The sequence below is a fragment of the Rhizobium sp. BK456 genome, from assembly GCF_014194045.1.
In the GTDB taxonomy this organism is placed as follows: Bacteria; Pseudomonadota; Alphaproteobacteria; order Rhizobiales; family Rhizobiaceae; genus Rhizobium; species Rhizobium redzepovicii.
On sequence record NZ_JACIAO010000001.1, the window covers coordinates 958,038 to 979,704 of the forward strand.

At 61.0% G+C, this 21,667-nt stretch carries 24 protein-coding genes and 1 tRNA gene; 9 read left to right on the top strand and 16 right to left on the bottom strand.

Translation table 11 applies throughout. From position 1 onward, the window contains the following. Nucleotides 1-30: 30 nt before the first annotated feature. The 7 genes from FHX03_RS05015 to FHX03_RS05045 form a co-directional block, all read right to left on the bottom strand. The gene (locus tag FHX03_RS05015; protein WP_097624714.1) at nucleotides 31-1,308 is read right to left on the bottom strand and encodes an alpha/beta hydrolase; all 1,278 of its coding nucleotides are present in this window, start codon (nucleotides 1,306-1,308) and stop codon (nucleotides 31-33) included. A 593-nt stretch (nucleotides 1,309-1,901) separates the two neighbouring features. Next, a complete protein-coding gene (locus FHX03_RS05020; protein WP_097624713.1) occupies nucleotides 1,902-2,783 on the bottom strand; it encodes an aldo/keto reductase in 882 nt (293 codons plus the stop codon). 212 nt (nucleotides 2,784-2,995) lie between these two features. Continuing rightward, nucleotides 2,996-3,631, bottom strand: coding sequence for a TetR family transcriptional regulator (locus FHX03_RS05025; protein ID WP_183852797.1), 636 nt, complete (start codon nucleotides 3,629-3,631; stop codon nucleotides 2,996-2,998). A gap of 19 nt (nucleotides 3,632-3,650) precedes the next feature. After that, nucleotides 3,651-4,322 carry a class I SAM-dependent methyltransferase gene (locus FHX03_RS05030; RefSeq protein WP_097624711.1) on the bottom strand — a complete coding sequence of 224 codons (672 nt, stop codon included), beginning with the start codon at nucleotides 4,320-4,322 and terminating at the stop codon, nucleotides 3,651-3,653. A gap of 283 nt (nucleotides 4,323-4,605) precedes the next feature. After that, nucleotides 4,606-4,902, bottom strand: a complete 297-nt coding sequence (locus tag FHX03_RS05035) for a hypothetical protein (protein ID WP_097624710.1) — start codon at nucleotides 4,900-4,902, stop codon at nucleotides 4,606-4,608. A 154-nt stretch (nucleotides 4,903-5,056) separates the two neighbouring features. Further along, a complete protein-coding gene (locus FHX03_RS05040; protein ID WP_183852799.1) occupies nucleotides 5,057-5,428 on the bottom strand; it encodes a cell surface protein in 372 nt (123 codons plus the stop codon). A 191-nt stretch (nucleotides 5,429-5,619) separates the two neighbouring features. Further along, complete coding sequence (locus tag FHX03_RS05045) at nucleotides 5,620-5,940, bottom strand: hypothetical protein (protein ID WP_097624708.1); 321 nt, start codon at nucleotides 5,938-5,940, stop codon at nucleotides 5,620-5,622. A gap of 270 nt (nucleotides 5,941-6,210) precedes the next feature. Between FHX03_RS05045 and FHX03_RS05050 the strand changes: the two genes are divergently transcribed. Further along, entirely contained in the window at nucleotides 6,211-6,960 is a 750-nt protein-coding gene (locus FHX03_RS05050) for a class I SAM-dependent methyltransferase (RefSeq protein WP_183779232.1), read from the top strand. A gap of 30 nt (nucleotides 6,961-6,990) precedes the next feature. Here the strand turns inward: FHX03_RS05050 and FHX03_RS05055 are convergent, their stop codons facing one another. Beyond that, nucleotides 6,991-7,578: a hypothetical protein gene (locus FHX03_RS05055; RefSeq protein ID WP_183852801.1), complete on the bottom strand. Its 588-nt coding sequence runs from the start codon at nucleotides 7,576-7,578 to the stop codon at nucleotides 6,991-6,993. 269 nt (nucleotides 7,579-7,847) lie between these two features. Between FHX03_RS05055 and FHX03_RS05060 the strand changes: the two genes are divergently transcribed. Next, a complete protein-coding gene (locus FHX03_RS05060) occupies nucleotides 7,848-9,317 on the top strand; it encodes a hypothetical protein (protein WP_183852803.1) in 1,470 nt (489 codons plus the stop codon). Between the two features lie 33 nt (nucleotides 9,318-9,350). On the opposite strand, the gene FHX03_RS05065 is transcribed toward FHX03_RS05060, so the two are convergent. Continuing rightward, nucleotides 9,351-9,959 (bottom strand): pyridoxamine 5'-phosphate oxidase family protein, encoded by a 609-nt coding sequence (locus tag FHX03_RS05065; RefSeq protein WP_183852805.1) that lies wholly within the window; start codon nucleotides 9,957-9,959, stop codon nucleotides 9,351-9,353. Nucleotides 9,960-9,967: 8 nt separating this feature from the next. After that, nucleotides 9,968-10,672, bottom strand: a complete 705-nt coding sequence (locus tag FHX03_RS05070) for an SDR family oxidoreductase (RefSeq protein ID WP_183852807.1) — start codon at nucleotides 10,670-10,672, stop codon at nucleotides 9,968-9,970. Nucleotides 10,673-10,788: 116 nt separating this feature from the next. Between FHX03_RS05070 and FHX03_RS05075 the strand changes: the two genes are divergently transcribed. After that, nucleotides 10,789-11,664 (top strand): LysR substrate-binding domain-containing protein, encoded by an 876-nt coding sequence (locus FHX03_RS05075; RefSeq protein WP_183852809.1) that lies wholly within the window; start codon nucleotides 10,789-10,791, stop codon nucleotides 11,662-11,664. A 27-nt stretch (nucleotides 11,665-11,691) separates the two neighbouring features. On the opposite strand, the gene FHX03_RS05080 is transcribed toward FHX03_RS05075, so the two are convergent. Further along, nucleotides 11,692-11,988: a hypothetical protein gene (locus tag FHX03_RS05080; protein WP_183852811.1), complete on the bottom strand. Its 297-nt coding sequence runs from the start codon at nucleotides 11,986-11,988 to the stop codon at nucleotides 11,692-11,694. A gap of 15 nt (nucleotides 11,989-12,003) precedes the next feature. Then, nucleotides 12,004-12,183 carry a hypothetical protein gene (locus tag FHX03_RS05085; RefSeq protein ID WP_097624700.1) on the bottom strand — a complete coding sequence of 60 codons (180 nt, stop codon included), beginning with the start codon at nucleotides 12,181-12,183 and terminating at the stop codon, nucleotides 12,004-12,006. 212 nt (nucleotides 12,184-12,395) lie between these two features. Between FHX03_RS05085 and FHX03_RS05090 the strand changes: the two genes are divergently transcribed. From FHX03_RS05090 to FHX03_RS05100, 3 genes are all read left to right on the top strand, one after another. After that, nucleotides 12,396-12,917, top strand: coding sequence for a hypothetical protein (locus tag FHX03_RS05090; RefSeq protein ID WP_097624699.1), 522 nt, complete (start codon nucleotides 12,396-12,398; stop codon nucleotides 12,915-12,917). A 129-nt stretch (nucleotides 12,918-13,046) separates the two neighbouring features. Further along, nucleotides 13,047-13,292 carry a DUF982 domain-containing protein gene (locus FHX03_RS05095; protein WP_025415228.1) on the top strand — a complete coding sequence of 82 codons (246 nt, stop codon included), beginning with the start codon at nucleotides 13,047-13,049 and terminating at the stop codon, nucleotides 13,290-13,292. A 366-nt stretch (nucleotides 13,293-13,658) separates the two neighbouring features. Then, entirely contained in the window at nucleotides 13,659-14,084 is a 426-nt protein-coding gene (locus FHX03_RS05100; RefSeq protein ID WP_097624698.1) for a hypothetical protein, read from the top strand. Nucleotides 14,085-14,139: 55 nt separating this feature from the next. Here the strand turns inward: FHX03_RS05100 and FHX03_RS05105 are convergent, their stop codons facing one another. The 4 genes from FHX03_RS05105 to FHX03_RS05120 form a co-directional block, all read right to left on the bottom strand. Beyond that, nucleotides 14,140-14,796, bottom strand: a complete 657-nt coding sequence (locus FHX03_RS05105) for a DNA methyltransferase (RefSeq protein ID WP_097624697.1) — start codon at nucleotides 14,794-14,796, stop codon at nucleotides 14,140-14,142. A 155-nt stretch (nucleotides 14,797-14,951) separates the two neighbouring features. After that, a tRNA-Arg gene (locus FHX03_RS05110) sits at nucleotides 14,952-15,028 on the bottom strand. 122 nt (nucleotides 15,029-15,150) lie between these two features. Next, nucleotides 15,151-16,671 carry an ATP-binding protein gene (locus FHX03_RS05115; protein WP_097624696.1) on the bottom strand — a complete coding sequence of 507 codons (1,521 nt, stop codon included), beginning with the start codon at nucleotides 16,669-16,671 and terminating at the stop codon, nucleotides 15,151-15,153. A 159-nt stretch (nucleotides 16,672-16,830) separates the two neighbouring features. Then, the gene (locus tag FHX03_RS05120; protein WP_097624695.1) at nucleotides 16,831-18,828 is read right to left on the bottom strand and encodes a methyl-accepting chemotaxis protein; all 1,998 of its coding nucleotides are present in this window, start codon (nucleotides 18,826-18,828) and stop codon (nucleotides 16,831-16,833) included. Between the two features lie 414 nt (nucleotides 18,829-19,242). On the opposite strand from FHX03_RS05120, the gene rpmH reads away from it, so the two are divergent. Genes rpmH through yidC form a run of 3 tightly spaced genes read left to right on the top strand, consistent with a single transcriptional unit; the run spans nucleotide 19,243 to nucleotide 21,593 of the window. Next, nucleotides 19,243-19,377, top strand: a complete 135-nt coding sequence (rpmH, locus tag FHX03_RS05125) for a 50S ribosomal protein L34 (RefSeq protein WP_003570740.1) — start codon at nucleotides 19,243-19,245, stop codon at nucleotides 19,375-19,377. Nucleotides 19,378-19,398: 21 nt separating this feature from the next. Beyond that, nucleotides 19,399-19,800, top strand: a complete 402-nt coding sequence (rnpA, locus tag FHX03_RS05130) for a ribonuclease P protein component (RefSeq protein ID WP_003588909.1) — start codon at nucleotides 19,399-19,401, stop codon at nucleotides 19,798-19,800. Beyond that, nucleotides 19,800-21,593 carry a membrane protein insertase YidC gene (gene yidC, locus FHX03_RS05135; RefSeq protein WP_097624694.1) on the top strand — a complete coding sequence of 598 codons (1,794 nt, stop codon included), beginning with the start codon at nucleotides 19,800-19,802 and terminating at the stop codon, nucleotides 21,591-21,593. The genes rnpA and yidC overlap by 1 nt, the downstream gene beginning before the upstream one ends. Nucleotides 21,594-21,667 lie beyond the last annotated feature (74 nt).

Consider the following 21,667-nt stretch of genomic DNA (forward strand, 5'->3'; position numbering starts at 1 on the left):
ATCAGATCGGTAGTGATGCCTATGGATTTTTTACTGGCTTTCCGGCAGGCCGGCGCCGACGCTGTCGCCGACCGAGCCGACGGTATTGTCGACCGACCGGCCGAGGCGCTTCAGCTGGGCGTCGTAGTTGCGGCGGGTGCGCGGATCGAAGATGGCGATCGGCGTGCTGACGGCGACGCTGACGGCACTTCCGGCCGTCTGGGCAGCGCCCATCGCCACTGCGCCGACGGCTTCGCCGAGGCCGACATTGGAATCGGTGATCGTCTGGCCGGCAATCAGCCGGTCGCCGATCAGCTTCACCACTTCGGGGCTCTCGGCGAATTTGCCGTGGTTCAGCCGGTCGCCGCCCTTGAGCTTGGTGAGATCGAGCACGGTGATGCCGGCCGCCTCCAGCTTGCTGCGGTAGGGCTCGACCGAAGGATCGATCTGGCCGAGGCGATCGACATTGCCGGAAATGCGCCGCGACAACGCCAGAGCCCGGTCATCCCTGGAGACGAAGATGGTGAAATGCGGCCGGTCCTTGCCGAGGCTTGCGAACTGGCGGCCGAAGACGTCGACATCGAGATCCGGCGAGGCGAGGATGACGTTGTTGATCTTGGACGCGACATGACCATTGCGGATCGCCATCTGCCTGAGCGCTTCGACGGTCAGCCATGTGCCCATGGAATGGGCCATGATGGTGACGTCGCTGACGGCGGGATTGGCGGCGGTGCGGGTCAGCAATTCCTCCAGCGCGTCGCGGGAATAGTTGGTGCTTTCCTTGTCGTAATTGTAATCGAAGATGCTTGCGCGTGAGGGCCAGGTGAAGACGACGGGAGCGACGTCGGCATGCGAATCATGGACGATCTGGGCGAAGCGGTAGACGGCATCCTCATACCGATTGTTGAAGCCGTGCACGAAGACCAGCACCCGGCGGCTCTTAGGCATATGGCCCTTCAGCCAGGTCTCGCCCGCCCGCTCGCCTTCGAGCGGATCGACCGACACGGTGACGAAATCGCGTAAGGGATCGGCCGGCAGCCGCGTTGGCCATTGCACCTGGCCGACCTTGCGATTGGCCTCCGGCGGGATCGAGACATCGACGGCATTGACGGTAAGCCCGGTGCCGCGTTCGCCTGAGAAAAGCACGGCCGGATTGTCGTCGGCAGCGCGCGTTGTCGCGACGAGAAGGTCCACCTTCGACGTACCCGGGGGAACGCTGCCCGCCGCCTGCATGACGCCGACCGGCCTGCCGCCGCAGCCGGCAAGCGCGAACGCCGCGAGCAGAAGACCTGTCAGAGCCGCCCGCGGGCCGCGCCATCTGCCGATCATGACCAAACTCCAATCGGTTCGCGCACCGACAGGCGGCGCCCGTTCAAATAGGCCGACGACAGCCGCAGAGTCAAATTGCCTAGAAGGAAGAGCTTGATTGGGAAAACGAAAAGAGCCTGGCGCGGGAGGAGGTGCGCCAGGCTCTTGATCCTGACTGACAACTGGGAGGAGGAGTGTTGTCAGTCCGATGTAAGAGCGCTGGGAGGAGGAGTGCGCTGCTTACGAAGATAGTGATACCCCATTCATTTGATCGGGAACAGCGAAAATACCGCAATGCAGCATTGCACTCAGTGCAAGGCTTGCCTAGGAAACAGCAGGGAGGCGCCTCATTTTGCGGCATGTTTGACCAGGTGGTCAAAATTGTGCCGAAAAATCTTGCTGCAACTCAGAGGTCGCCGCCTACCGCTCATCCTCCCGCCCTTTCCCCTCCCCAACCCCTCCCACAAGGGGGAGGGGCTAAAGACGGTGAAGGTCTTTGTCTGTTGTTACCGTTCGACGGATTGGTGCGATCGACGGTTACTTGAAGCGGTGCAGCAAGTTGGCCCCTTCCCCTTGTGGGGAGGGGTTTTGGATTGGCTCCGCCGGTCAGCTCCTCAAGCCGCCTTAAAGACCTTCCGGCCCTCGGCATCGAGTGCGGAGAATTCCTCGTCCGACAGCGTGATATCCACAGCCGCGACGTTTTCTTCTAGATGCTTGACCTTGGAGGTGCCGGGGATCGGCAGCATCACCGGGCTGCGCTTCAGAACCCAGGCGAGCGCAATTTGGCTTGGCGCGGCATTGTGTTTCTTGGCGATCGTGTCGAGCAGCGAGCCGGGCTTGGCGAGATCGCCGGCGGCCAACGGGAACCAGGGGATGAAGCCGATATTGTGCTTGGCGCAGTAATCGAGCACGTCTTCGCTGGTGCGGTCGACGAGATTGTAGCGGTTCTGGACGGTGGCGACCTTGAAGTGCTTCGAGGCCGCTTCGATGTCGGCGACGGAGACTTCGCTCAAGCCGGCATGGCGGATAAGACCGGCATCGAGCAGCGATTTGATCGCATCGAATTGCTCCTTGGCCGGCACCTTCGGATCGATGCGGTGCAGCTGCCAGAGGTCGATCTGCTCGAGCCCCAGATTGCGCAGGCTCTTATGCGCCTGCTGGATCAGATATTCCGGGCGACCGACCGGCAGCCAGATGTCGGGGCCATGACGGGTGAGGCCGCCCTTGGTGGCGACGATGGATTTGCCGCCATAGGGATGCAGCGCCTCCTTGATCAGCCATTCGGAAATATCGGGACCGTAGGAATCGGCGGTATCGATGAAGTTGACGCCGAGTTCCGGCAGGCGCCTCAGCGTGCGGATGGATTCGGCATGATCGTCGGGCTCGCCCCAGATGCCCTTGCCGGTGACCCGCATGGCGCCGAAACCGAGACGGTTGACGGCGATCTCGCCGCCGATCTTGAAGGTGCCTGACTTGGCTGCATTATGACTGGACATGATCTTTCCTCTCCTGGTCAATGAAATCGTTAAAGTGGGTGGCGCAGCGCGGTGCCGGGTTCACCGCTCATCGGCGCGCGGTGATGATCCGCCGATCACGGTGATATCGAGACTATGGCCGTTATGACGCTTGCACATATAGGAGGGAGCCGCGGGCACGGACAGGGACGGAACCGAAAATGCCGCAGGGTGCGCGTATTGAGCGACCGACATCAAAGCCTGGTCTTCGCCTCGTCGCCGAATTCCGCCAGTATCCTCCAGAGCTCGGCGAAGATTTCCCTGGCAAAATCCTGCGGCGCGGCATCCGGCGGGCGCTGCTGCCAGAGTTCGGCCCCGACGCGCAGCGCGCCGATGACGACCGCGGCAAGAATGCGCATGCGCGACCGCTCTGCCGGATCATTTCCCTTGCGAAGAAGCAGCGCCTCGGCAAGCTTCTGCTCCAGCCTGGCATATTTCAGCTGGTCGCGGGCGTTCAGCGCCGGCGTGCGATGAATGAGTTCAGCGAGCGCCAGGCCGCGCTCGTCGACAGCGGCGATGACGGTGGCGATGATCGCCGCCTCGACCACGGCCACCAAGGGCTCTTCTGCCGGCCTTGCGGCGATCGCAGCCATCAGCCGATCGGCGAAACTATCCTGCCAGGCAAACACCACCTCTTCCTTGGAGGGGAAATAGTCGAAGAAGCTGCGTTTGGAGACGTCGGCCGCTTCGGTGATGTCCTCGACGGTCGTGGCCTCGAAGCCGCGCTGGAGAAAGAGTGTCATCGCCGCCTGCTCGATGCGCTCGCGCGTCTGCCGCCGCTTGCGTTCCCGCCTGCCTTCCCCGGTCGCCGTCCGTTTGCTGTCAGCCATGTCAGCCCGGCATCATCACTCAGCCGCCGGTTTCGTTGGAAAAAGCGGCAATATCGTCGAGTTCGGCTTCGCTCTCACGATAGCTGAAGCGCTCGCGCGACAGCTCAAGCGGTTTGCGGCGGGAAATCCTGTAGACGGAGGCCGGCGGCAGGTTGCGCACCGTGCCGCCGATGCGCACCGCCTTCAGGCCGAGACGGTCGAGGATCGGCCGCGGCACCGGGCAGCGCGGCCCATAGGTAAATTGATAGACGGCCCCGCCCGGCCGCATATAGGCGAAGGCTCCGGCCAGGATCGAGGCGATCTTGCGCGGCGACATCGATAAGAGCGGCAGGCCGCTGACAACGGCGCCGACCGGTTCGCCCTCGAAAATATCGGCATGGGCGAGCTGGGCCGCATCCATCTGCAACACACGCGCCATAGGGAAACGCGCCTGCAGCGCGGCGATGAATTCCGGGCCGTACTCGATCAGGGTCAGATCCGCCTCGCTGACGCCGCGCGTCAACAGCGCCCGGGTGAAGACGCCGGTTCCGGGGCCAAGCTCGATGATCGGCCCGTCGAGCGCGGCAATTTCACTGGTCATGATCCTGGCAAGCGAATCGCCCGACGGCGCGATGGCGGCGACACGAAGCGGGTTGCTGATCCAGGAGCGAAAAAAATGCAGGAAATCGGAGCATGCAGCCTTTGCGGTCATGACTATCCCACCTGTCTGAAATTCGATTGATTATGAAATGCGACCATCGCGGCGAGCATGGCAATTCCAAGGCAGACGCATCAAACACCTGTGCGAACAGGCGATTTGCGCGGTTTTTTCTGTCGAAATCTCTGTTGATTTTTCACTTATTGCATTTTTGCAGTTGATGCAAGATTTGTGGAAGACGGTTGTACCGGTCCCTACAGCAAAAGGCGGCCCAAAAAGGCCGCCTCCATATTGCCGACAAAGTCTGCCAACTTGGCCGCGAACGGCGGGGCGCTCGTCAATAGTTGCAGCTGGAGCTGCTCGTGGGGTTGAAGCCGAGTTTGCAATCCATGTTGAGGGGCTTCTTCGGGTTCATCATATAGTGTGTCGAACCCATGCTTTCCGCGCGCTCGCCGATCGAACCGGTCGTGCGCCTGTCATGTTCAACCTTGGTTTCCTGAGCAACCGGGCGCGCTGTCGCACCTTGCTCCGTCGCGCTCGACTGGAGGGGAGCTGCCGTGGCCGAAAAGGCAGAGAGGCCGAGGATTGCACTGAAAGCGGCGGCGGTCAGGCCGCTCTTGAAGGTCGTGGTCATAATCGTCTCCTTGGGAGGATTCAGGGAATTTGCGCCCCGGAGTTAGGAAGGCGATCTGTCACATACTACGGCGCCAAAATGGAGGTCACGGATATGTGAGCGGCCCCATGATCGAGAAAGAGGCGGCTCAGGGCCGCCTCTTTCATTTGCCGGCTCAATAGCCGTTATCACAAGGCATGCTGCCGGGACCGATCGATCCGGAAAACGTAGGGTTGCACATTTCCGGGGCTGCCGGTCTGTTCACCGGCTGGCGAACGATGGAGCCCGTGGTGCCGGCTTCGACGCCGAAGGCGGCAAGCGGATACCAGTAACCGTCGGAATGGCGGCGGGTGCCGGGGCGCTCGGTGCGAAAGCCCTGATATCCATGCCAGGACCCGGCATGTGGTTTATATTGCACCATTTTTACGGCTTGGAGATCGGGCGGCCGAACTGCCTGGACAGGTGCTGCCTGCGCCGGCGCGATCGACGCGAGGGCAAGAAAGGCACTGAGCACCGTGGTGGAAGGGGTCAGTCTGAGCGTCTTCATGATAAACCCTCCTTCGTGGATTTACCTGATGAAAATGCCTTTTCCAGCTGCCTGGTTCCTCGCTCACATGCAGCTTCCAAAACTCGTGATTGCAGGCGATCCGGCGTGACCAAAGCGCCGAAAAACGTGAAAAGTCGCGATCGGCAGACGGGCTCAAACGGCGCCAGGGTGGAAATCTGAATTCTCTGTTCTCAATTCGCGTATAATGTCCGGTAGCCTTGGCCGGAGAGGCAGGCGACATATTGCCGGTGGGCCGCAGCGCGCGCTATCGTTTCCGCCTCCAGCTCGTCGGCCTGAGCATAGCCGGTCAGCTGGGCCCGCAGCTGATACTGCTTCCTCGCCTCGTCATACATGGCGTTGCCATCGGTCATGCAGATGCCGTGCGCAACAGCAGGCGGATTGACCGGCACGCCCACCGCCAGGAGCACCGGATCATTGGCATGGTCGATGCAGCCGGCAAGCGCCGTCATCATCGCAAGGACCGCCAGAGCCCGAAAAATACCCACCATCATGCAATCCTCCGGCCGAAGCGCCTCTGAGACTCATCAGACCTGCGGGTACATCAGCAAGGTTGCGCGAAACTAAAGCATGTCGCGCAAAAGTGTGCCGCGGTTTTGCGGCAGCGACATGCGTGAAAACAAAGAGCTAAAGCGCGTCGCATGAATCAAGTTTGACGCGACGCGCTTTAGGCACACCGGCATCGAAAGTTTAAATATTGCTTAAACGTTATATTAATGCTTACTTATAGTCGCAGACGCTAATCTCTCCTGGGGAGGAAGATTATGGCTTCGCCGTGGGTAAACGATGCGCTGTCACACGCGCGGTCAGCCTTTTCCAGCAAGATCAACACGGATATTCTCGAGGTTGGCGGCGGCTCTCGCACCCATATTCCCTTGGAGGGCGCCAGATATACGGTGCTGGATATCTCGAAGGAGCAGCTCGAGAGGAACCGGGACGCTTGCGAGCGGATCCTCGGCGATGCGCAGACCATCGACTACGGAGACCGCCGCTTCGACGCCTGTGTCTTTTGGGACGTACTCGAGCATCTGGAAAGCCCGCGCGCCGCCTTGCTCAGAGCCCACGACACCCTGTCCCCCGGTGGCCTGGTCTTCGTCAAGGGCCCGATCCTGAATTCGGCCAAAGGGATCTTCACCGACCTCACGCCCTGGTGGACCCACGTCCTGTTCTACCGCTACGTGCTGCGGCAGAAAAACGCGGGAAAACCGGGTTATGCCCCGTTTCGCGTCGAGCACGCCGCAGAGGCATCGCATTCGGAGATCGCCGGGACACTGAAGGAACTCGGCATGGATATCGTCTTCGTCGGCGAATATGTGTCGACCCAGGTGCATGCGCTCAAGGACCGAATTCCTCCGCTTTATTGGCTCTATGAAGCCTTCGGCCTTCTGCTGCGCACGGTTTCGGCCGGAAGGATCGGCGGGCGGGAGACGGAGTTCCTGATCGTGGCAAAGTGCCTTCGTCCCCACCAAACTCTATATAGCACTTCGGAATCCCGAAATTGGCTGCGGCATTGAAATCCCTCAATATTTTCCGAGGGTCATAGCTCACGAAGCGCGGCGAATTTCGGGATGCCGAAGCGGTGGGATTTCGGGATTCCGAAGTGGCGTTTTTTTCTTCCGGCCGACGCGCCCGCGTTTGTCGGCGGCAAGTTTGCGGTCGGTCTCGGACCATTTCCGGCATCTATCGGCCGTGCATTGTTTCCACTCGTCGGTGGCCGGCGCGCCTTCATGGTCGCCGACAAATGTCAGGGTGAAGCGGTTGGGATGCGCGACCCCGCTGCCTGCGCGGCCGCGGCGAACTTTGACCAGCCCCTTATATGCCAATTCATCAAGCGCATCGGCGACATATTCGCCGGTGACGCCGTAGGACACGAACTGGGGATGGGTCACGACAAGCTTGCCGTTTTCCAAGGCGGCATGGGCGGTGTGTTCGATGATGATGCGGAAGAAGGCGCGGCAGGCATTGGCGCTCAATGTCGTGAATGCCGGCGATTCCAGCAACTGGATCGTCAGCCATTGCCAGCGAAGGCTGCCGTCATCGCTCCTGCCGGGCGGAGCGGTATGTTTTCGCACCATCGCCCGCGTCTTTCCGGCACTGGTTCGGCTCTTGTCGCGCGGGTTGAATTCCACCATCAGCCCCTAACCCTCGTTGCCAGCCGATCCTTCGGCAAGACTCCCACCTTGCGAGGCCGGGAATTCTGCGGGCGACAGCGGAAGTTCGTCCGGACGATCATTTCGCCAACGGGAAAAAATTTGCTCGACATTCAGCATTCCATGGTTGCAATTGCGTGCAACATATCGCAAGCACGATCCACAGGATAGGAAAATATTCTTAGTTTTGATCTTATATCACCGAGGCCTTCCTGCTAGGATCTCGGCAGGAATGTCAGAGGCCAGCCAGCATGAAATCACCGCACTGGAGAAGACTTGTCTGGTTTTGCGTCTGTGTCACGCTCTCCGGTCCGGCGTGGTCCGATGACGGCGTCACAATCCCCAGCTATGCGCCGGCGACCGGCGCCGAGCGCGGCTACAGCGTTCAGAAAGCCACCGAAAGCGATATGTCGTTCTGGTTCGACAAGCCAGGTGCCGCGGTGACGGCGCGCGGCGTATTTCGCCAGCGCATGACGGTTCTGTCGCGGGATGAAAGCGGCATGCGGGCCCGCTGGTCCCTCAACGCCGAATTGCCGGAAGGCACTGCTGGCCCTACCGACAGCTATCAGATGAACCTGCTCTATCGGAACTCCCTTGCAGTCTATGGCACCAGCACGCTCGAGCTGGAAACGGACCTGAACGGCTTTCCCACCAACCTCTTCGGCGTCGATGGGATCCTGGCGCATATGCAGGAAATGGCCGCCAATGGACCAGGTGGGACCGCGCCCGCGGAAAATCGGGTCAATGGTATCATCGGCAAGATAGAGCAAAACCCGCTGCTGATCGTCACCGCCTTGGTGCCGGAGGCGCAGCTGCTTGCGACCGGACAATTCTATCAGGATCAGGTCATGCAGATCGGGCAGCCCGCGGCGGCGTCGCGGATCGAGGATTATAGCGGCGTCAATGTCCCCGTGGCGTCGACCTGGACCCTTGAGTCCACCGACGCTGCCTCCCACACGGCAACTCTTTCCCTCTCGGAAGAATTCGATCCCGCAGTGTTGAGTCAGTCGCAGCAGCCGGCGACGGCAAAGATGATGGCGGCCTTTCCCGAGCGGGTAAAGAACCTTACCGCCGATCAGCTGGCTTCCATCAAACGCGCCGGCAAGACCCGAAGCGCCAAATTCGTCGTGTCGCTGGACGATGGTTCGGCGGTCGAAGCCACCGAGATCGTCAGCGTGACCACAGGCGGATTTACGCTGCGCACCTACACCCACATATTGCGGGACGACATGCCGGCGCGCTTGCCGCTCCCCCCCGTGGTGACGGCCAAGGTATTGCAGACGCCCGATCTGCATGTCGAGCCGCTGCCATCTGCCAAGGCCGGGCCGGGCATCCTGGACGAGCTTTCCACGCCGCCTTCGTCGCCGGAATCGCAGGAGACGGCGGTGGCGACGGAAAAAGACGGGGCTGAAGCGATCGCGCCCGTCTCGCTTGAGGTGAAGAGCGCCGAGGTCGCCCGGTCTCCCATCTCTTACGACCGGGGGCTGACTATCGTGCTCACGCCGGAAAGCACCGCCAAATTCCGCGATTTCACGCAAGCCGCATTGGGACGGCAAACGCAGTTGCTGATCAACGACCAGGTCGTCATGGAACCTTGGATGAGGGAGCCGATCATGGATGGCCACATTGTTCTGGCGGGCACCGATGGAAAAGATCTGGAAGCGATGGCGGAACAGTTGAGGGTTCCGGGAGCTTCGATCGTCGTCCGGCTGCGCCCATGAGGGTGCGCCCATTCCATATCATGGCCTCCCAGATTATGGATTGACCCATCGACAGGCGGCAAGAGCGCCCGTCTCGTCATAGGTCGACAGCGCCCTTCGATTGCCCTGCCGGCGCAACTGGAACCAGTCCAGCATGCGGGCGCGAAAGATCAGCAGGCCGAAGTGCGGCTTTCCCTCCGCCTCATCCGCAGGTTTTGGTAGAACCGCCTCATCGATCATGTCAAAACCACACTCGTCGCCGGGCGGACCGCCGGTGTAGGTCGTCCGCGTCCAGGGGGAGAGCGTGTCCCAGGCGGCGTTCGCCTGATCGCTGCCGGAGGCATACAGTTCGACCGTTCCCTGAAGGCGAAACTGCAGCCGCGTCTGCGGGCAGAAGCCGAGGACTACGACATGGGGATTTGCCGAAAGCTCCCGCCATTTCGGGCTGCGGCTATCGGTGTGAAATTCCAGAACCCGCAATGACCCGTCGGCGCGCCGCAAGACCACCATGCGCGCCTGCGGCCTCGCCTCTGAATCCACCGAGCAGAGGTTCACGAACCGGAAACCCGACTGCGGATTTGACGCAGCCGTTTCAAGCTCCCGCCATGCGGACGCGTCTATATCCGCGAGGTTCGGCGGCACGGCCTCATGATCTGTTTCCATGGCCTGACTCAGACGGAACGGGTAATGCCGCCGTCGACGCGGATGTTCTGGCCAGTGATGTAGCCGGCGCCCTCGGAGAGCAGGAAGGCGACGGTCGCGGCGATTTCCTCGGCTGTGCCATAGCGGCCCATCGGCACGCTGTCGCGCCGCGCGTCGGTGGCCGGCAGGCTGTCGATCCAGCCGGGCAGGACATTGTTCATGCGGATGTTCTTCGCCGCATAGGTGTCGGCAAAAATCTTGGTGAAGCTTGCCAGCCCCGCCCGGGCGAAGGCCGAAGTGGGAAACATCGCCGATGGCTCGAAGGCCCATGCCGTCGAGATGTTGACGATGCCGCCGCCGCCCTGGGCCTCCATGATCGGCGCGACCAGCCGGATCGGCCGCACGGCGCTGAGGAAATAGACCTCCATGCCCTTGTGCCAATCCTCGTCGGTAATTTCGAGGATCGGCGCACGCGGCCCATGGCCGGCGGAATTGACCAGCGCATCGATCCGCCCCCATCTCTCCATCGCCAGATCGACGAGCCGCTTCACATCGTCATTGACCAGGTTCGAGCCGGTGACGCCGACACCGCCCAATTCCTTGGCGAGCGCCTCGCCCTTGCCCGACGAAGAGAGCACCGCAATGCGATAGCCGTCCGCAGCCAGCTTCCGTGCGGCGGCAGCACCCATGCCGGAACCGCCTGCGGTGATGAGAGCGACTTTTTCTTTAGACATCGAAGCCTCCAATCGTTGAATTGCGAAGCAGTATGCCAGAGACAGCGCCGACTTTCGCCTCAGAAAGAAACGTGTCAGACTGTAGAAAATCTACTGGAGAGCCTCCGGAAATCTCAATGGTCCAACCCCGCCGCAAGCTGCCGCCGCTGAATGCGCTCCGCGCCTTCGAGGTCTCGGGCCGCAGGTTGAATTTCCGCACCGCCGCCGAGGAGCTGGGAGTGTCTCAGGGTGCGGTGGCGCAGCAGGTCCGCGCGCTGGAGGATCAACTCGGCCTGATGCTGTTTCAACGCCTGCCGCGCGGTCTGGCTCTGACCCCGCAAGGCGCAGCCTATCTGGCGGATGTGACCCGCGCCTTCGACACGCTCGGCGAGGCGACCGGACGGCTTCTCGCCCGGCCGGACGCCGTGACGATCAGCGTCACCCCGACGGTCGCCGCCAAGCTGCTGATCCCGCGTCTCGCCGAGTTCAAAGCCGCCCTCCCCGACGTGGAACTGCGAACGGTCGCCACCGAGGCGCTCTCGGACTTCGACCGCGATCAGGTGGACATTGCGGTGCGGCTGACCCGCGGGCCCTTCCCAGCCTCGCTGGAAACAAGGCTGCTGTTCCGCCAGGAACTGGTCGCCGTCGCCAGCCCATACCTCGTCAAGGGCCTACCCCTTCCGCTGACGGCCGATGCGCTTCGCAAGCTGCCGCTTCTGCATGACGCGGTCAGCCCCTGGCCGCTCATCCTGCGATCGCGCGAGAAGCTGCCGGGCGCGGTGTTCAACCACACCACGCTGGCCCTCGATGCCGCGCTCGCCGGCCAGGGCGTCGCTTTGGCCTGCCGGGCGTTCGTGGCGGCGGATCTCGAGGCCGGGCGGCTGGTGCAGGTGACGGATGCGACGACGCTGATCGAACCGGACTATTTCCTTATCCGCAAACGCGCGTCATCGCCGCGAAAGGCGGTCGATGCGGTATGGCACTGGTGCGCGGCGCGGCTGTCGCTGGGCTAAACCCATAAACCGACGCGAAGTCGGATTTCAATCCTTGGGTTCAGGGATCAGGCGTATCAGCGTTCCGTTAGACGCCGCGCCGCTGATTGTCGTTGCGATCTGCCGAAGCGGTCCGCGAGCGATGAGCATCTCTGGCGCAAGGTGTTTTCCGGGCCCCGGATCGGCAAAGGCTGAAAACGCGTGATCCGACTCGAGCATCGCCATGAATGATGTCGCGACGATTGCTTCGCCGCAGGCGGCGCATCGAAGAATGTACGAACCGAAGTGCACAATCGATTCTGTTTCGTCCAATCCGCACGATGGGCAAGCCAACATATTGTTCATTTGTTCACTCCAGCCCTATGAGGCGGCGGCCAGGACGATGGCGATGACGAGCAGTATGGGCCCCATCCACTTGAAGTGACGAACCAAAGGCGGATTGGCGGAGTAGCCGGGCAGCGGCAGATAACCAAAGCCGACCGAGGTCATCCACAGGCCTGCGCAAAACATGATGATTTCGTCGATATAGGCTGCGATCATGGCTCTCCCGCCGTCGTAGGGACTGTGATGCTCTGTCTCGACAAGCGGAGCCGCTCTATCCGAGCCGGACAGCGATCTCCAATTAAACATCTGGCGGCACTTTCGAAAAGACCGAAAGCTAAACCTAAGGTGGCAATGCCGTTCCGAATCCCCTAAGCATCCGGACTTATCATCGAACGCGGCCCGCTACTGCCAACTCGTGGAAATATCACATGCATAACGCCAAATTCATGCGCACCGCTGCCATCTCGCTATTCGTTGCTTTTCAGACATTTCAGGCCGAACACGCCCTGGCCGCTTCGGCCAATGAAAAGTTCTTCGATGCCGCCCTTTGCAAGCCGCCCTATTCGATAACATCGGCAACCGAAATCTATGATGCCGCGGAAGCTCTGGCCAAGCCGGACACGTCGTCGCTGGGTGCAGCGATCTACAAGATCCCGAGCCAGATCGGCCACGACGGCTTCAAGTCGACGGAGGTTTTCTTTGCCAGCAATGCGGTCGGAATTCTGGTCGAGGGCCAACGCGCTGACGATCTGGCGAAAAAATACGGGTTGAAGCCGGAGACCTCGGACCTGCTTGGAACCTCCACCAAGGGCTATGCGCGCGAGCTTCCAGCCGATCAGCAGCCTGAGCCCGGACTTGCCGGGCCTGGAAAAGTTTCCATCGCCGCCCGCCAGGGGGATGCCTTCAAAGGCAAGACATTGCTGGCGTGCGAATTCGCCCAGGATTTCTAAGAGGCGCCGCATAAGCCTGCAGTCGGCTTTGCTGAAAAAAACATCTCGCTCTAGCCGTCGCCTCGCCACGCGGGATAAACCGCCTTATGTGAGGAGACGGCAGAGAGCACGCAGCGGAGGTCCTGAGACATGCAAACCATTTGGAAGAAGCCGGTGACGTTAGCCCTTGAAGGCCCGGATCAGTGGGTGGTCATCCAGACGACCCAGGCGGCAACATGGGCGTTGATCGAAGACTGGCCGACCGAAGAGGGGCCGGCCCTGGATCGGGCCTGCGCGGTTTGCGCGGATGTCATGTCGGGCAAACGAAACCGGGAAGAGGCGCGGCAGGCCTTCATCGAGGCTGCGATCGAAGCCGGAATCCCGATCAAGGAGTAGGGCCAGGCATTTTGGACGCTGTTGGGCTTGATGCTTCCACCGAGAGGCGCGAGCCGGCGGCTTCCGGCACTGGGGCGGCTTTTGTCCTGCGGGTTGAACTCCCCTATCAGCCCCTCAGCTTGGCCGCCAGCGCCTCCTTCCGAGAAACGACAGAAGAACTCGTTTTTCACAGATGCGGAGGGAAAGACCAGGCGCCGACATTGCCAATCGCCACAATATTCTCCGGAATTCAACATTCCATGGTTGCAACGGCAAGCAATCTAGCGTAAGAACATTCCATGAACTAGGAAAAAAATCTTAGGGCATTTTTGAGGTCACCTGATCCCGTCAGACGGTGGCAGGTAATTGAAGGTGGTGGAGGCCAGGATGCGAAAGGTCGGCATGAGGAAGAAGGGCGCGATGGTCTATGGCCAGCGGCTACTGGCTTTGGTTTCGATCCTGCTGGGAAGCGCCGTCCAGGCCTTTCCCTGCGATCAGCCGGTCGTGATTTCCAACTGGTCGCTCTGTGCGACCGGCAATGTGAGCGCTGAGGGTGGCGCCGCGGATTGGAAAGTCGTTCCGGCATGGACACGCCAGAAAGCCATAAGCGCGTATTTCGGAAATGAGCCGCGGCTCTTGGCAAACCACGGCCTTTGCAACGAAAAATTCCAGCGCGTGGTTACCTGCCTGCCGGGATGGGAAATGGGCGATCCGGATGAGTGCTCATATCTGATTTGCAGTGGCTATTACTCATCCGCGTACGGCAAGAAAGAAAAGGAAGACTTTGAAAGAGATTTCCCGGCCGAGCAATAGTTTTTCGCTTGGCTGCCTTGGGGCACAGACTGTAACGGCTATCGCGGCGAACTTTTCATCCGCCTGTATTCTTGAACACGAGGCATTGGGTGAAGCGGTTGCCGCTTTCCACCGCTTCAGACCAATTCACCACAATTTCCCCTTCAAGCATCATGACCTTTGACAAAGCTCTTCCCAGATCCCAGGCAAGGGGGGAGAATTTTTCGTTGGTCAGATTATCGGCCTGAACGACAAGATAGGCATTCGTCTTCATGCGTTGGCAGATCTGGCCGTATATTTCCTGCATGCGTTTCAGATAAACGTCATAGCCGTCATAATCGGGATCGCCGTTGTAAAGCGGGTTCCATTTATGCCAATGGGGCATGTATGGTGGCGATGTGATGCAGAAATCCATCTCGGGAAGGCCGAAGGCTGCCAGCCCCGCGCTATCACCGCAGAAGAGATGATCCTTTGTCGTGATGCGTTCCCTGACCCATTCATATCTCTGCCGGTCGGCTTCTATCCCATAAGGGATTCTGCCATTCTGCTCGCAGACAAAGAAGGTCGTCCCTAAGCCGACAAAGGGATCGAAGACGGCGTCTCCTGATTTTGTGAACCGATCAAGCAATGCCGACACCAAAGCGCCGGGAAACCTTATTTCATCGCCGTTCTGAAAATCCGGCAAGGGAAACTGATGTCGGTTGGAGACGGTCAATAATTCTGAAATTGTCACGGCAAATTTCCTCCGCAGGCAACTGCCACCGGACACAGTTCCTCCGATGGGACCATAGGAAAAGATGCTGGTCAGTTACGCACAATATCAGAGAGCCACGTCAGATGACGTTGCCCATCCGGCACTGAGTGCAATTAAAGCTGCTAAAAAGGAAGTGGCGCACCCGAAGAGATTCGAACTCCTGACCCCCAGATTCGTAGTCTGGTGCTCTATCCAGCTGAGCTACGGGTGCGTGCAATTGCGGCGGTGCCGCTTGCGTGGGCGATCCTCTAAAGCGTCCTTCGGGACAATGCAAGAGCATTTCGGAAAAAATCGCGCGTTTCATAATTTGCGGCCGCGGCTTTCGAAATCCGGTCACTTCTCAAGGTGCGTCCGGCTGCGGTAATCCTCCAGCGAAACCGGGCGATCGGGAATCTCGATGCGGAACTGGGTTCCCACCGTCGGTTTTTCCACCAGCGCGATCGTGCCGCCATGGGCGAGCACCAGCTCGCGGGCGATCGTCAGGCCGAGGCCGGTGCCGCCGGAGCGGGCGGAGCCGCGGAAGGCGGCAAACAGGTTCTGGCGCGCCTTCAGCGGCATGCCGGGGCCGGTATCATCCACAGTGATGCTGACGACGCTGCCGACGCGCTGGGCGGCGACGGTGATGCGCCTGACGGCGCCAGGGGCAGCCTCGCCCGGCGCCGTCAGCGCCTGCAGCGCGTTGCGGCAGAGATTGTGGATGACCCGGAACAGCTGCTCGCCATCGGCATCGACCTTGAGATCGGCGCCGATCTGCTCGGTGAATTCGATGCCGCTTTGCGGATCGATCGCCAGCATGTCCTTGACGTCCTGGGTGAGTTCCAAAAGCGGGATATGGCGGCGGCGCGGGGCGGATTCGCTCGCCTTGCCGTAGGACAGCACCTCGGTGGTATAGCCGACGGCGCGGTCGATGGTGCGCAGGAGCTTCGGGGCGAAGCTCTTGACCATCGGATCGTCGACATCGACCAGCCGGTCCGACATCAGCTGCGCCGAGGCCAGGATATTGCGCATGTCGTGATTGATCTTGGAAACGGCGAGGCCGAGAGCGGCGAGGTTCTTCTGCTGCTTCAGCGTCTTCTGCAGCTCCATCTGCATCGAGGTGAGGTTGCGGCCGGCAACCGCCAGTTCGTCGCGGCCGCCCTCGCCGATATAAATATGCGCGGGGTTTTCCGGATCGGAGGAGAATTGCTGCATGCTGCCGGTCAGCCGGCGGATCGGGCCGATCAGGATGCGGTTGATCGCAAAGAAGATCAGCGTCGCGGTGAAGAGCGAAATCAGCACCGATAGCAGGAGAACGTTGCGGGAATAGGCAAACATCGCGGTGCGCAGCTGCCTGTCCTTCATCACCACCTCGACGCCGGTATTGGTGTCGCCGACCGGGCCGTAGACGCGGATCATCCGGCTGCCGCCGAAGATCAAGGTGTCAAGCGCATCGCGCATCGCCGTTGCCGGCGGCACGTCGGTGAGATCATAGGCTTCATCGACGGAGGTCGGCATATCGGTCGTCGCCAAGAGCCGCGAGGTGCCATCCTTGCGCAGCACGATTGCCTTGGTGCCGGTGGCCTCGAGCGTCTCCTTCTGCAGCGCGCGCGGCAGCTCGACCGGCTGCAGCCCATCGATGACGATGGCGGCGGCAGCGGCCGTGTTCAGCCTGTCCTCCAGCCAGCGTATGCGCATGCTGGCGACCGAGGGGAAGAAGATCAGGATTTCAGCGAGCATGATAAAGAAGACAGTCAGCCAGAGCAGCTTGCCCGACAGTCCGCCGAACATACCGGCAGACGGGCACGGCGCCCTTGCGGTCTCGCCGGTCGCGGGGGTTTCGGCCGAAGGATTGTCGCCCTGATCTTGTACCGGCATTTTTGTCTCGCCCGATCGGCAACCTTCCAGCCGCCTTCACCGTTGGAGCTTTATATTAGACCAAAAGGCTCCGCTTTCAAATCTTTGCGAGCAGCGTCATGTCGTCACAAAGAAACGCCGCCCGGAGGCGGCGTTTCAAAGCGCATGATCGATAACAGATCAGAACTCTTCCCAGCTCTGTTCGGCGGCGGCCGTATTGCCGCCGAAGGCGCGGGCGACCTTGGCGATCGCCCGGCGGGCGGGCGAGGCGACCGGCCTTTGCGGCTCGTTGCGGACAAGCGCCACCGGTGCCGGCGCGTCATCCGACAGCCTGAAGCGGGAGATGAGGCGGACCAGTCCGCCGGCCTCGGCCGAAAGCCTGTGCGTGGCGGCGGAGGTCTCTTCGACCATCGCGGCATTCTGCTGGGTCACCTGGTCCATCTGGTTGACGGCGGTATTGACTTCCTTGAGGCCGGTCGACTGTTCGGTGGCAGCCGTGGCGATCGAATGGATATGATCGTTGATGGCGATGACGCGGGTGCCGATTTCCGCGAGCGCCTCGCCGGTCGCCTGGACGAGTTTGACGCCGACCTGGACCTCGTCGCCCGACTTGGTGATCAGCGCCTTGATGTCCTTGGCGGCCGTTGCCGAACGCTGGGCGAGTTCGCGCACTTCCTGGGCGACGACTGCGAAGCCCTTTCCGGCCTCGCCGGCGCGTGCCGCCTCGACGCCGGCGTTCAGCGCCAGCAGGTTGGTCTGGAAGGCGATCTCGTCGATGACATTGATGATTTGGCTGATTTCGCGCGAGGCCTGCTCGATGCGGCCCATGGCTTCGACGGCGTTGCGCACGACGACCCCGGAAGCGCCAGACTTGTCCTTGGCTTCGGAGACCATGACGGTTGCTTCATGCGCCCGCTCGGTGGAGTTCTGGACGACGGCAGTAATCTGGTCGAGCGCTGCCGATGTCTGTTCGAGGGCGGCCGCCTGCTGCTCGGTGCGTTTCGACAGGTCGTCGCTGGCATTGCGCAGCTCGGCGGTGTTGCCGTTCATGGCCTCCGTCGTCTCGCGCACTTCGCGCATGGTCGCCTGCAGGGTGACGAAGGTATTGTTGACGTTCTGCTGCAACTCGGCGAAGGCGCCCTGGAAGCTGCCGCGCATCGTCTGGGTCAGATCGCCTTCGGCAAGGCTTGCGATGACGCGGCGGGTTTCGCCGATGCCGGCATCGACGCTCGACAGCAGCGTGTTGATGTTGCCAGCGAACTGGTTGAGGTTCTCGTCCTCATAGTCCTTGTCGATGCGGTGGCCGAAGTCGCCGGCCGCAGCCGCGGCGACGACGACGGACATGCTCGACTGCAGGTCGTCGCTCTTGGCGCGCATCGCCGCCTCCTGAGCGTTCAGGCGCTTGACGGCTAGGCCGTTCGCCTTGAAGACCGCAACGGCGGCGGCCATCTCGCCGATTTCGTCCTGGCGTCCGGCAAAGGGAACCTCGGCTTCGAAATTGCCGCTGGCGACCTCATTGATCGCCCGGGTGACGCGCTTGATCGGGCGGCTCAGATGGCTGGTGCCGATATAGAAGCCCATGCCGATGCCGACCGCGATGCCGATGCCGGTGATGCTGAGGACGAGCATCAGTACCCAGGTGCGGAAGCTTTCGATCTCGGTATTGACGGTTTCGAGCGCTGCCTTGTCGGTGGCGACGACCGCGTCGATTTCGGCTTGGAACGCCTTGCGGTTGGCGCGGTTGGCGTCATTGTTGCCCTGGGCGCTGGCGGCCTCGGGGCCGACTTCGGTGCCGAGACGGGCAGTCTCCATACGGAAGGTGCGGAATTCCGCAGCGCGGGCGACGAGCTTGGCGAAATCGCCCTTCTCGTCTTCCGGAACCAGCGGCGCCCAGCCCGCGATAACCTTGTCGATCTCGTCGAGGCCGGCCAGCAGGCCCTTGGCGAAGTTCGGCGTGTCCTTGATCGACTTGGCCGCATAGATGCCGCGCGCTTCCATGACCACGGCCGTGACGAAGCGGTTGAGGCGTTCGCCGGCATAGGCGCGGGCGGCAGCCTGCTCGTAAGCCGTCAGGTTGCGATTATATTCGTGCATGGCCGAGAGCGCCGTTGCGCCGATCAGAAGCGCCACCGCGCCCATCACGCATACCAACAGATTAATTTTGCCGCGGATCTTCAATGCTGTCTCCTGAGGTACGCCACTGCCTGGAAAGCAAATTCCAGCCGATGACCTGAATATCGGCGAAATTTATTAAAGTTAGATTTCCATTATTTACGATTATGGCTGGGGAAATTATCCATGTGGACCCTGGCCGGGACGCACAAAGCCCTGAAAACCGGGCGATCGGTCTGCCGCGCCGACAAATCACAACCAGTCGGCGCAGATCGAATTTATTAATACCGGAGTGCGAAAATACTTGCCGAGTTGGTGCTTGCAGCGAAATTATCCGGTATAATTGACTTTCACCGGCTTCATCCCTATAAGCCGCCGCACGTCCGGTCACTCAGCCTTTTATGGCCCGCCCGTTCGAAAAATAACGCTCCTTGCATTATGCAAATTCAAGAAGGGCCGCACTCCGCGGTGTTTAAATAAATGAAGCGTACCTACCAACCATCCAAGCTTGTTCGCAAGCGTCGCCACGGCTTCCGTGCGCGCATGTCTACCAAGGGTGGCCGCAAGGTCATCGCCGGCCGCCGCGCGCAGGGCCGCAAGCGTCTTTCGGCTTAAGGCCGGGTTGCCCGAAAAGAGATGGCGGGCGAATTGACGACCAAAAAAGAAAAACACGCTGTCGGGCGGCTGAAAAGCCGCCCGCAGTTTCTTGCCGTGCGCGAGGGCGAAAAACGCCGCGGCGGCCTCTTTCTTCTCGAAGTCCTCGACCGGAAGGAACCCGACAGCCAAGCCCGCGTCGGATTTACAGTCACCAAAAAACATGGCAACGCGGTTGAACGCAACCGCATGCGCCGCCGCCTGAAAGAGGCGGTGCGGCTTCATGCGGGGTTTGCAATGCAGCCCGGACACGACTATGTGGTTGTCGCGCGCAGGGACGTGCTTGAGGCGTCCTTCAAAGAATTGGCCGCGGAACTGAAATTTCGCGTGGAAACCAGGCCGAAACCCCGGCGCTCCGGAGACGGACGCCCCAGGAACGTATGATGGAAAAAAACCGCAATTACTTCATTGCGATCGCTCTCTCGGTGCTGATCGTCCTCGGCTGGCAGTTTCTCTATATGAATCCGCGCATCGAGGCCCAGCGCAAGGCGCAGGAAGCCCAGAAGGCGCAGCAGAAGACCGAACAGGTGCAGCAGCCCGCAGCCAACGGCGCGGCGCCGGCCCCGACGAGTGGGACCGCCCCTTCCGGTCAGGCCGTCGCCACGGCAACGCTGGAACAGGCGCTGGCAAAGAACCCGCGCGTCGTCATCGATACGCCTGCGCTTTCCGGCTCGATCAACCTCGCCGGCGCCCGGCTCGACGACCTGAAGCTCAAGGGCTATCACGAGACCGTCGACGACTCGAGCCCGACCATCACCCTGTTCAGCCCGGCGGAAACCAAGGATGGTTACTTCACCGAGCTCGGCTATATCGGCAGCGACGCCACGGGCAACGTTCCCGGCGCCTCGACGCTCTGGACGGCGCCCGAGGGCGCCAAGCTCACCGACAAGACGCCGGTGACGCTTTCCTACACCAACGACAAGGGCCTGACCTTTACCCGGACGATTTCCGTCGACGAACGCTACATGTTCACCGTCGCCGACAAGGTCGAAAATACCGGCCAGGCTCCCGTATCACTGTCTTCCTACGGCCGTGTGACGCGTTACAACAAGCCGACGACGCCCTCCGTCTACGTGCTGCATGAAGGATTCATCGGCGTCATCGGCGATGACGGGCTCGTCGAAACCAAATATACCGCCGCCGAGAAGGAAGCCGTCATGCCGCCGAAATCCACCGGCGGATGGCTCGGCATTACCGACAAATACTGGGCCGCGACGATCATTCCGCCGCAGACCTCGGCCTATGAAGCACGCTTCTCGCATTTTGCCGATGGCCAGCCGCGCTATCAGGCCGACTACAAGGACGATGCCTTCACCGTTGCGCCCGGCCAGTCGATCGAGCTCAAGAACCTCGTCTTCGCCGGCGCCAAGGAAGTGCCCGTCATCGACGGCTACGAGACCAGCTATTCGATCCCGAAGTTCGACCGGCTGATCGACTGGGGTTGGTTCTATTTCATCACCAAGCCGATGTTCAAGCTGATGGACTTTTTCTATCGCTTCTTCGGCAATTTCGGCGTGGCGATCCTGTGCACCACCATCGTCGTCAAGGCGCTGTTTTTCCCGCTCGCCAGCAAGCAATATGCTTCGATGGCGAACATGAAGCGCATGCAGCCGAAGATGGAGGAGCTGAAGGCGAAATTCGCCGATGACCGCATGGGGCTGCAGCAGGCGACCATGCAGCTCTACAAGGAAGAGAAGATCAACCCGATCGCCGGCTGCTGGCCGGTGGCGCTGCAGATCCCGATCTTCTTCTCGCTCTACAAGGTGATCTACATCACCATCGAGATGCGGCACGCGCCGTTCTTCGGCTGGATCAAGGACCTTTCGGCCCCCGATCCGACGACGATCGTCAATCTGTTCGGCCTGTTGCCCTTCGAAGCGCCGACCATTCTGCATCTCGGCGTCTGGCCGCTGATCATGGGTGTCACCATGTTCCTGCAGATGCGCATGAACCCGACCCCGCCCGATCCGACGCAGGCGATGATCTTCAACTGGATGCCGCTGGTGTTCATGTTCATGCTGGCAAGTTTCCCGGCCGGCCTGGTCATCTACTGGGCCTGGAACAACACGCTCTCGGTGATCCAGCAGTCGGTGATCATGAAGCGCCAGGGCGTCAAGGTCGAGCTGTTCGACAATCTGAAGGGCCTGTTCCGACGAAAAACGGCGCCGTCGAAATGACGCAGCTGCCTATTGCAGCAGGTTAATGTGCTACAGAAAAGCCCCGCTCCGACGGGGCTTTTCTGTTCGTATCG

Bases quoted from the DNA above. Each gene is read 5' to 3' on its own strand.
- FHX03_RS05100 (WP_097624698.1), top strand. From the start codon at position 13,659: ATGCGAAAGGTCGGCATGAGGAAGAAGGGCGCGATGGTCTATGGCCAG.
- FHX03_RS05050 (WP_183779232.1), top strand. From the start codon at position 6,211: ATGGCTTCGCCGTGGGTAAACGATGCGCTGTCACACGCGCGGTCAGCC.
- FHX03_RS05020 (WP_097624713.1), bottom strand. From the start codon at position 2,783: ATGTCCAGTCATAATGCAGCCAAGTCAGGCACCTTCAAGATCGGCGGC.
- FHX03_RS05045 (WP_097624708.1), bottom strand. From the start codon at position 5,940: ATGATGGTGGGTATTTTTCGGGCTCTGGCGGTCCTTGCGATGATGACG.
- FHX03_RS05060 (WP_183852803.1), top strand. From the start codon at position 7,848: ATGAAATCACCGCACTGGAGAAGACTTGTCTGGTTTTGCGTCTGTGTC.
- FHX03_RS05065 (WP_183852805.1), bottom strand. From the start codon at position 9,959: ATGGAAACAGATCATGAGGCCGTGCCGCCGAACCTCGCGGATATAGAC.
- FHX03_RS05080 (WP_183852811.1), bottom strand. From the start codon at position 11,988: ATGAACAATATGTTGGCTTGCCCATCGTGCGGATTGGACGAAACAGAA.
- FHX03_RS05015 (WP_097624714.1), bottom strand. From the start codon at position 1,308: ATGATCGGCAGATGGCGCGGCCCGCGGGCGGCTCTGACAGGTCTTCTG.
- rpmH (WP_003570740.1), top strand. From the start codon at position 19,243: ATGAAGCGTACCTACCAACCATCCAAGCTTGTTCGCAAGCGTCGCCAC.
- FHX03_RS05075 (WP_183852809.1), top strand. From the start codon at position 10,789: ATGGTCCAACCCCGCCGCAAGCTGCCGCCGCTGAATGCGCTCCGCGCC.
- FHX03_RS05090 (WP_097624699.1), top strand. From the start codon at position 12,396: ATGCATAACGCCAAATTCATGCGCACCGCTGCCATCTCGCTATTCGTT.
- FHX03_RS05115 (WP_097624696.1), bottom strand. From the start codon at position 16,671: ATGCCGGTACAAGATCAGGGCGACAATCCTTCGGCCGAAACCCCCGCG.
- yidC (WP_097624694.1), top strand. From the start codon at position 19,800: ATGGAAAAAAACCGCAATTACTTCATTGCGATCGCTCTCTCGGTGCTG.
- rnpA (WP_003588909.1), top strand. From the start codon at position 19,399: ATGGCGGGCGAATTGACGACCAAAAAAGAAAAACACGCTGTCGGGCGG.
- FHX03_RS05040 (WP_183852799.1), bottom strand. From the start codon at position 5,428: ATGAAGACGCTCAGACTGACCCCTTCCACCACGGTGCTCAGTGCCTTT.
- FHX03_RS05095 (WP_025415228.1), top strand. From the start codon at position 13,047: ATGCAAACCATTTGGAAGAAGCCGGTGACGTTAGCCCTTGAAGGCCCG.
- FHX03_RS05030 (WP_097624711.1), bottom strand. From the start codon at position 4,322: ATGACCGCAAAGGCTGCATGCTCCGATTTCCTGCATTTTTTTCGCTCC.
- FHX03_RS05055 (WP_183852801.1), bottom strand. From the start codon at position 7,578: ATGGTGGAATTCAACCCGCGCGACAAGAGCCGAACCAGTGCCGGAAAG.
- FHX03_RS05070 (WP_183852807.1), bottom strand. From the start codon at position 10,672: ATGTCTAAAGAAAAAGTCGCTCTCATCACCGCAGGCGGTTCCGGCATG.
- FHX03_RS05085 (WP_097624700.1), bottom strand. From the start codon at position 12,183: ATGATCGCAGCCTATATCGACGAAATCATCATGTTTTGCGCAGGCCTG.
- FHX03_RS05035 (WP_097624710.1), bottom strand. From the start codon at position 4,902: ATGACCACGACCTTCAAGAGCGGCCTGACCGCCGCCGCTTTCAGTGCA.
- FHX03_RS05025 (WP_183852797.1), bottom strand. From the start codon at position 3,631: ATGGCTGACAGCAAACGGACGGCGACCGGGGAAGGCAGGCGGGAACGC.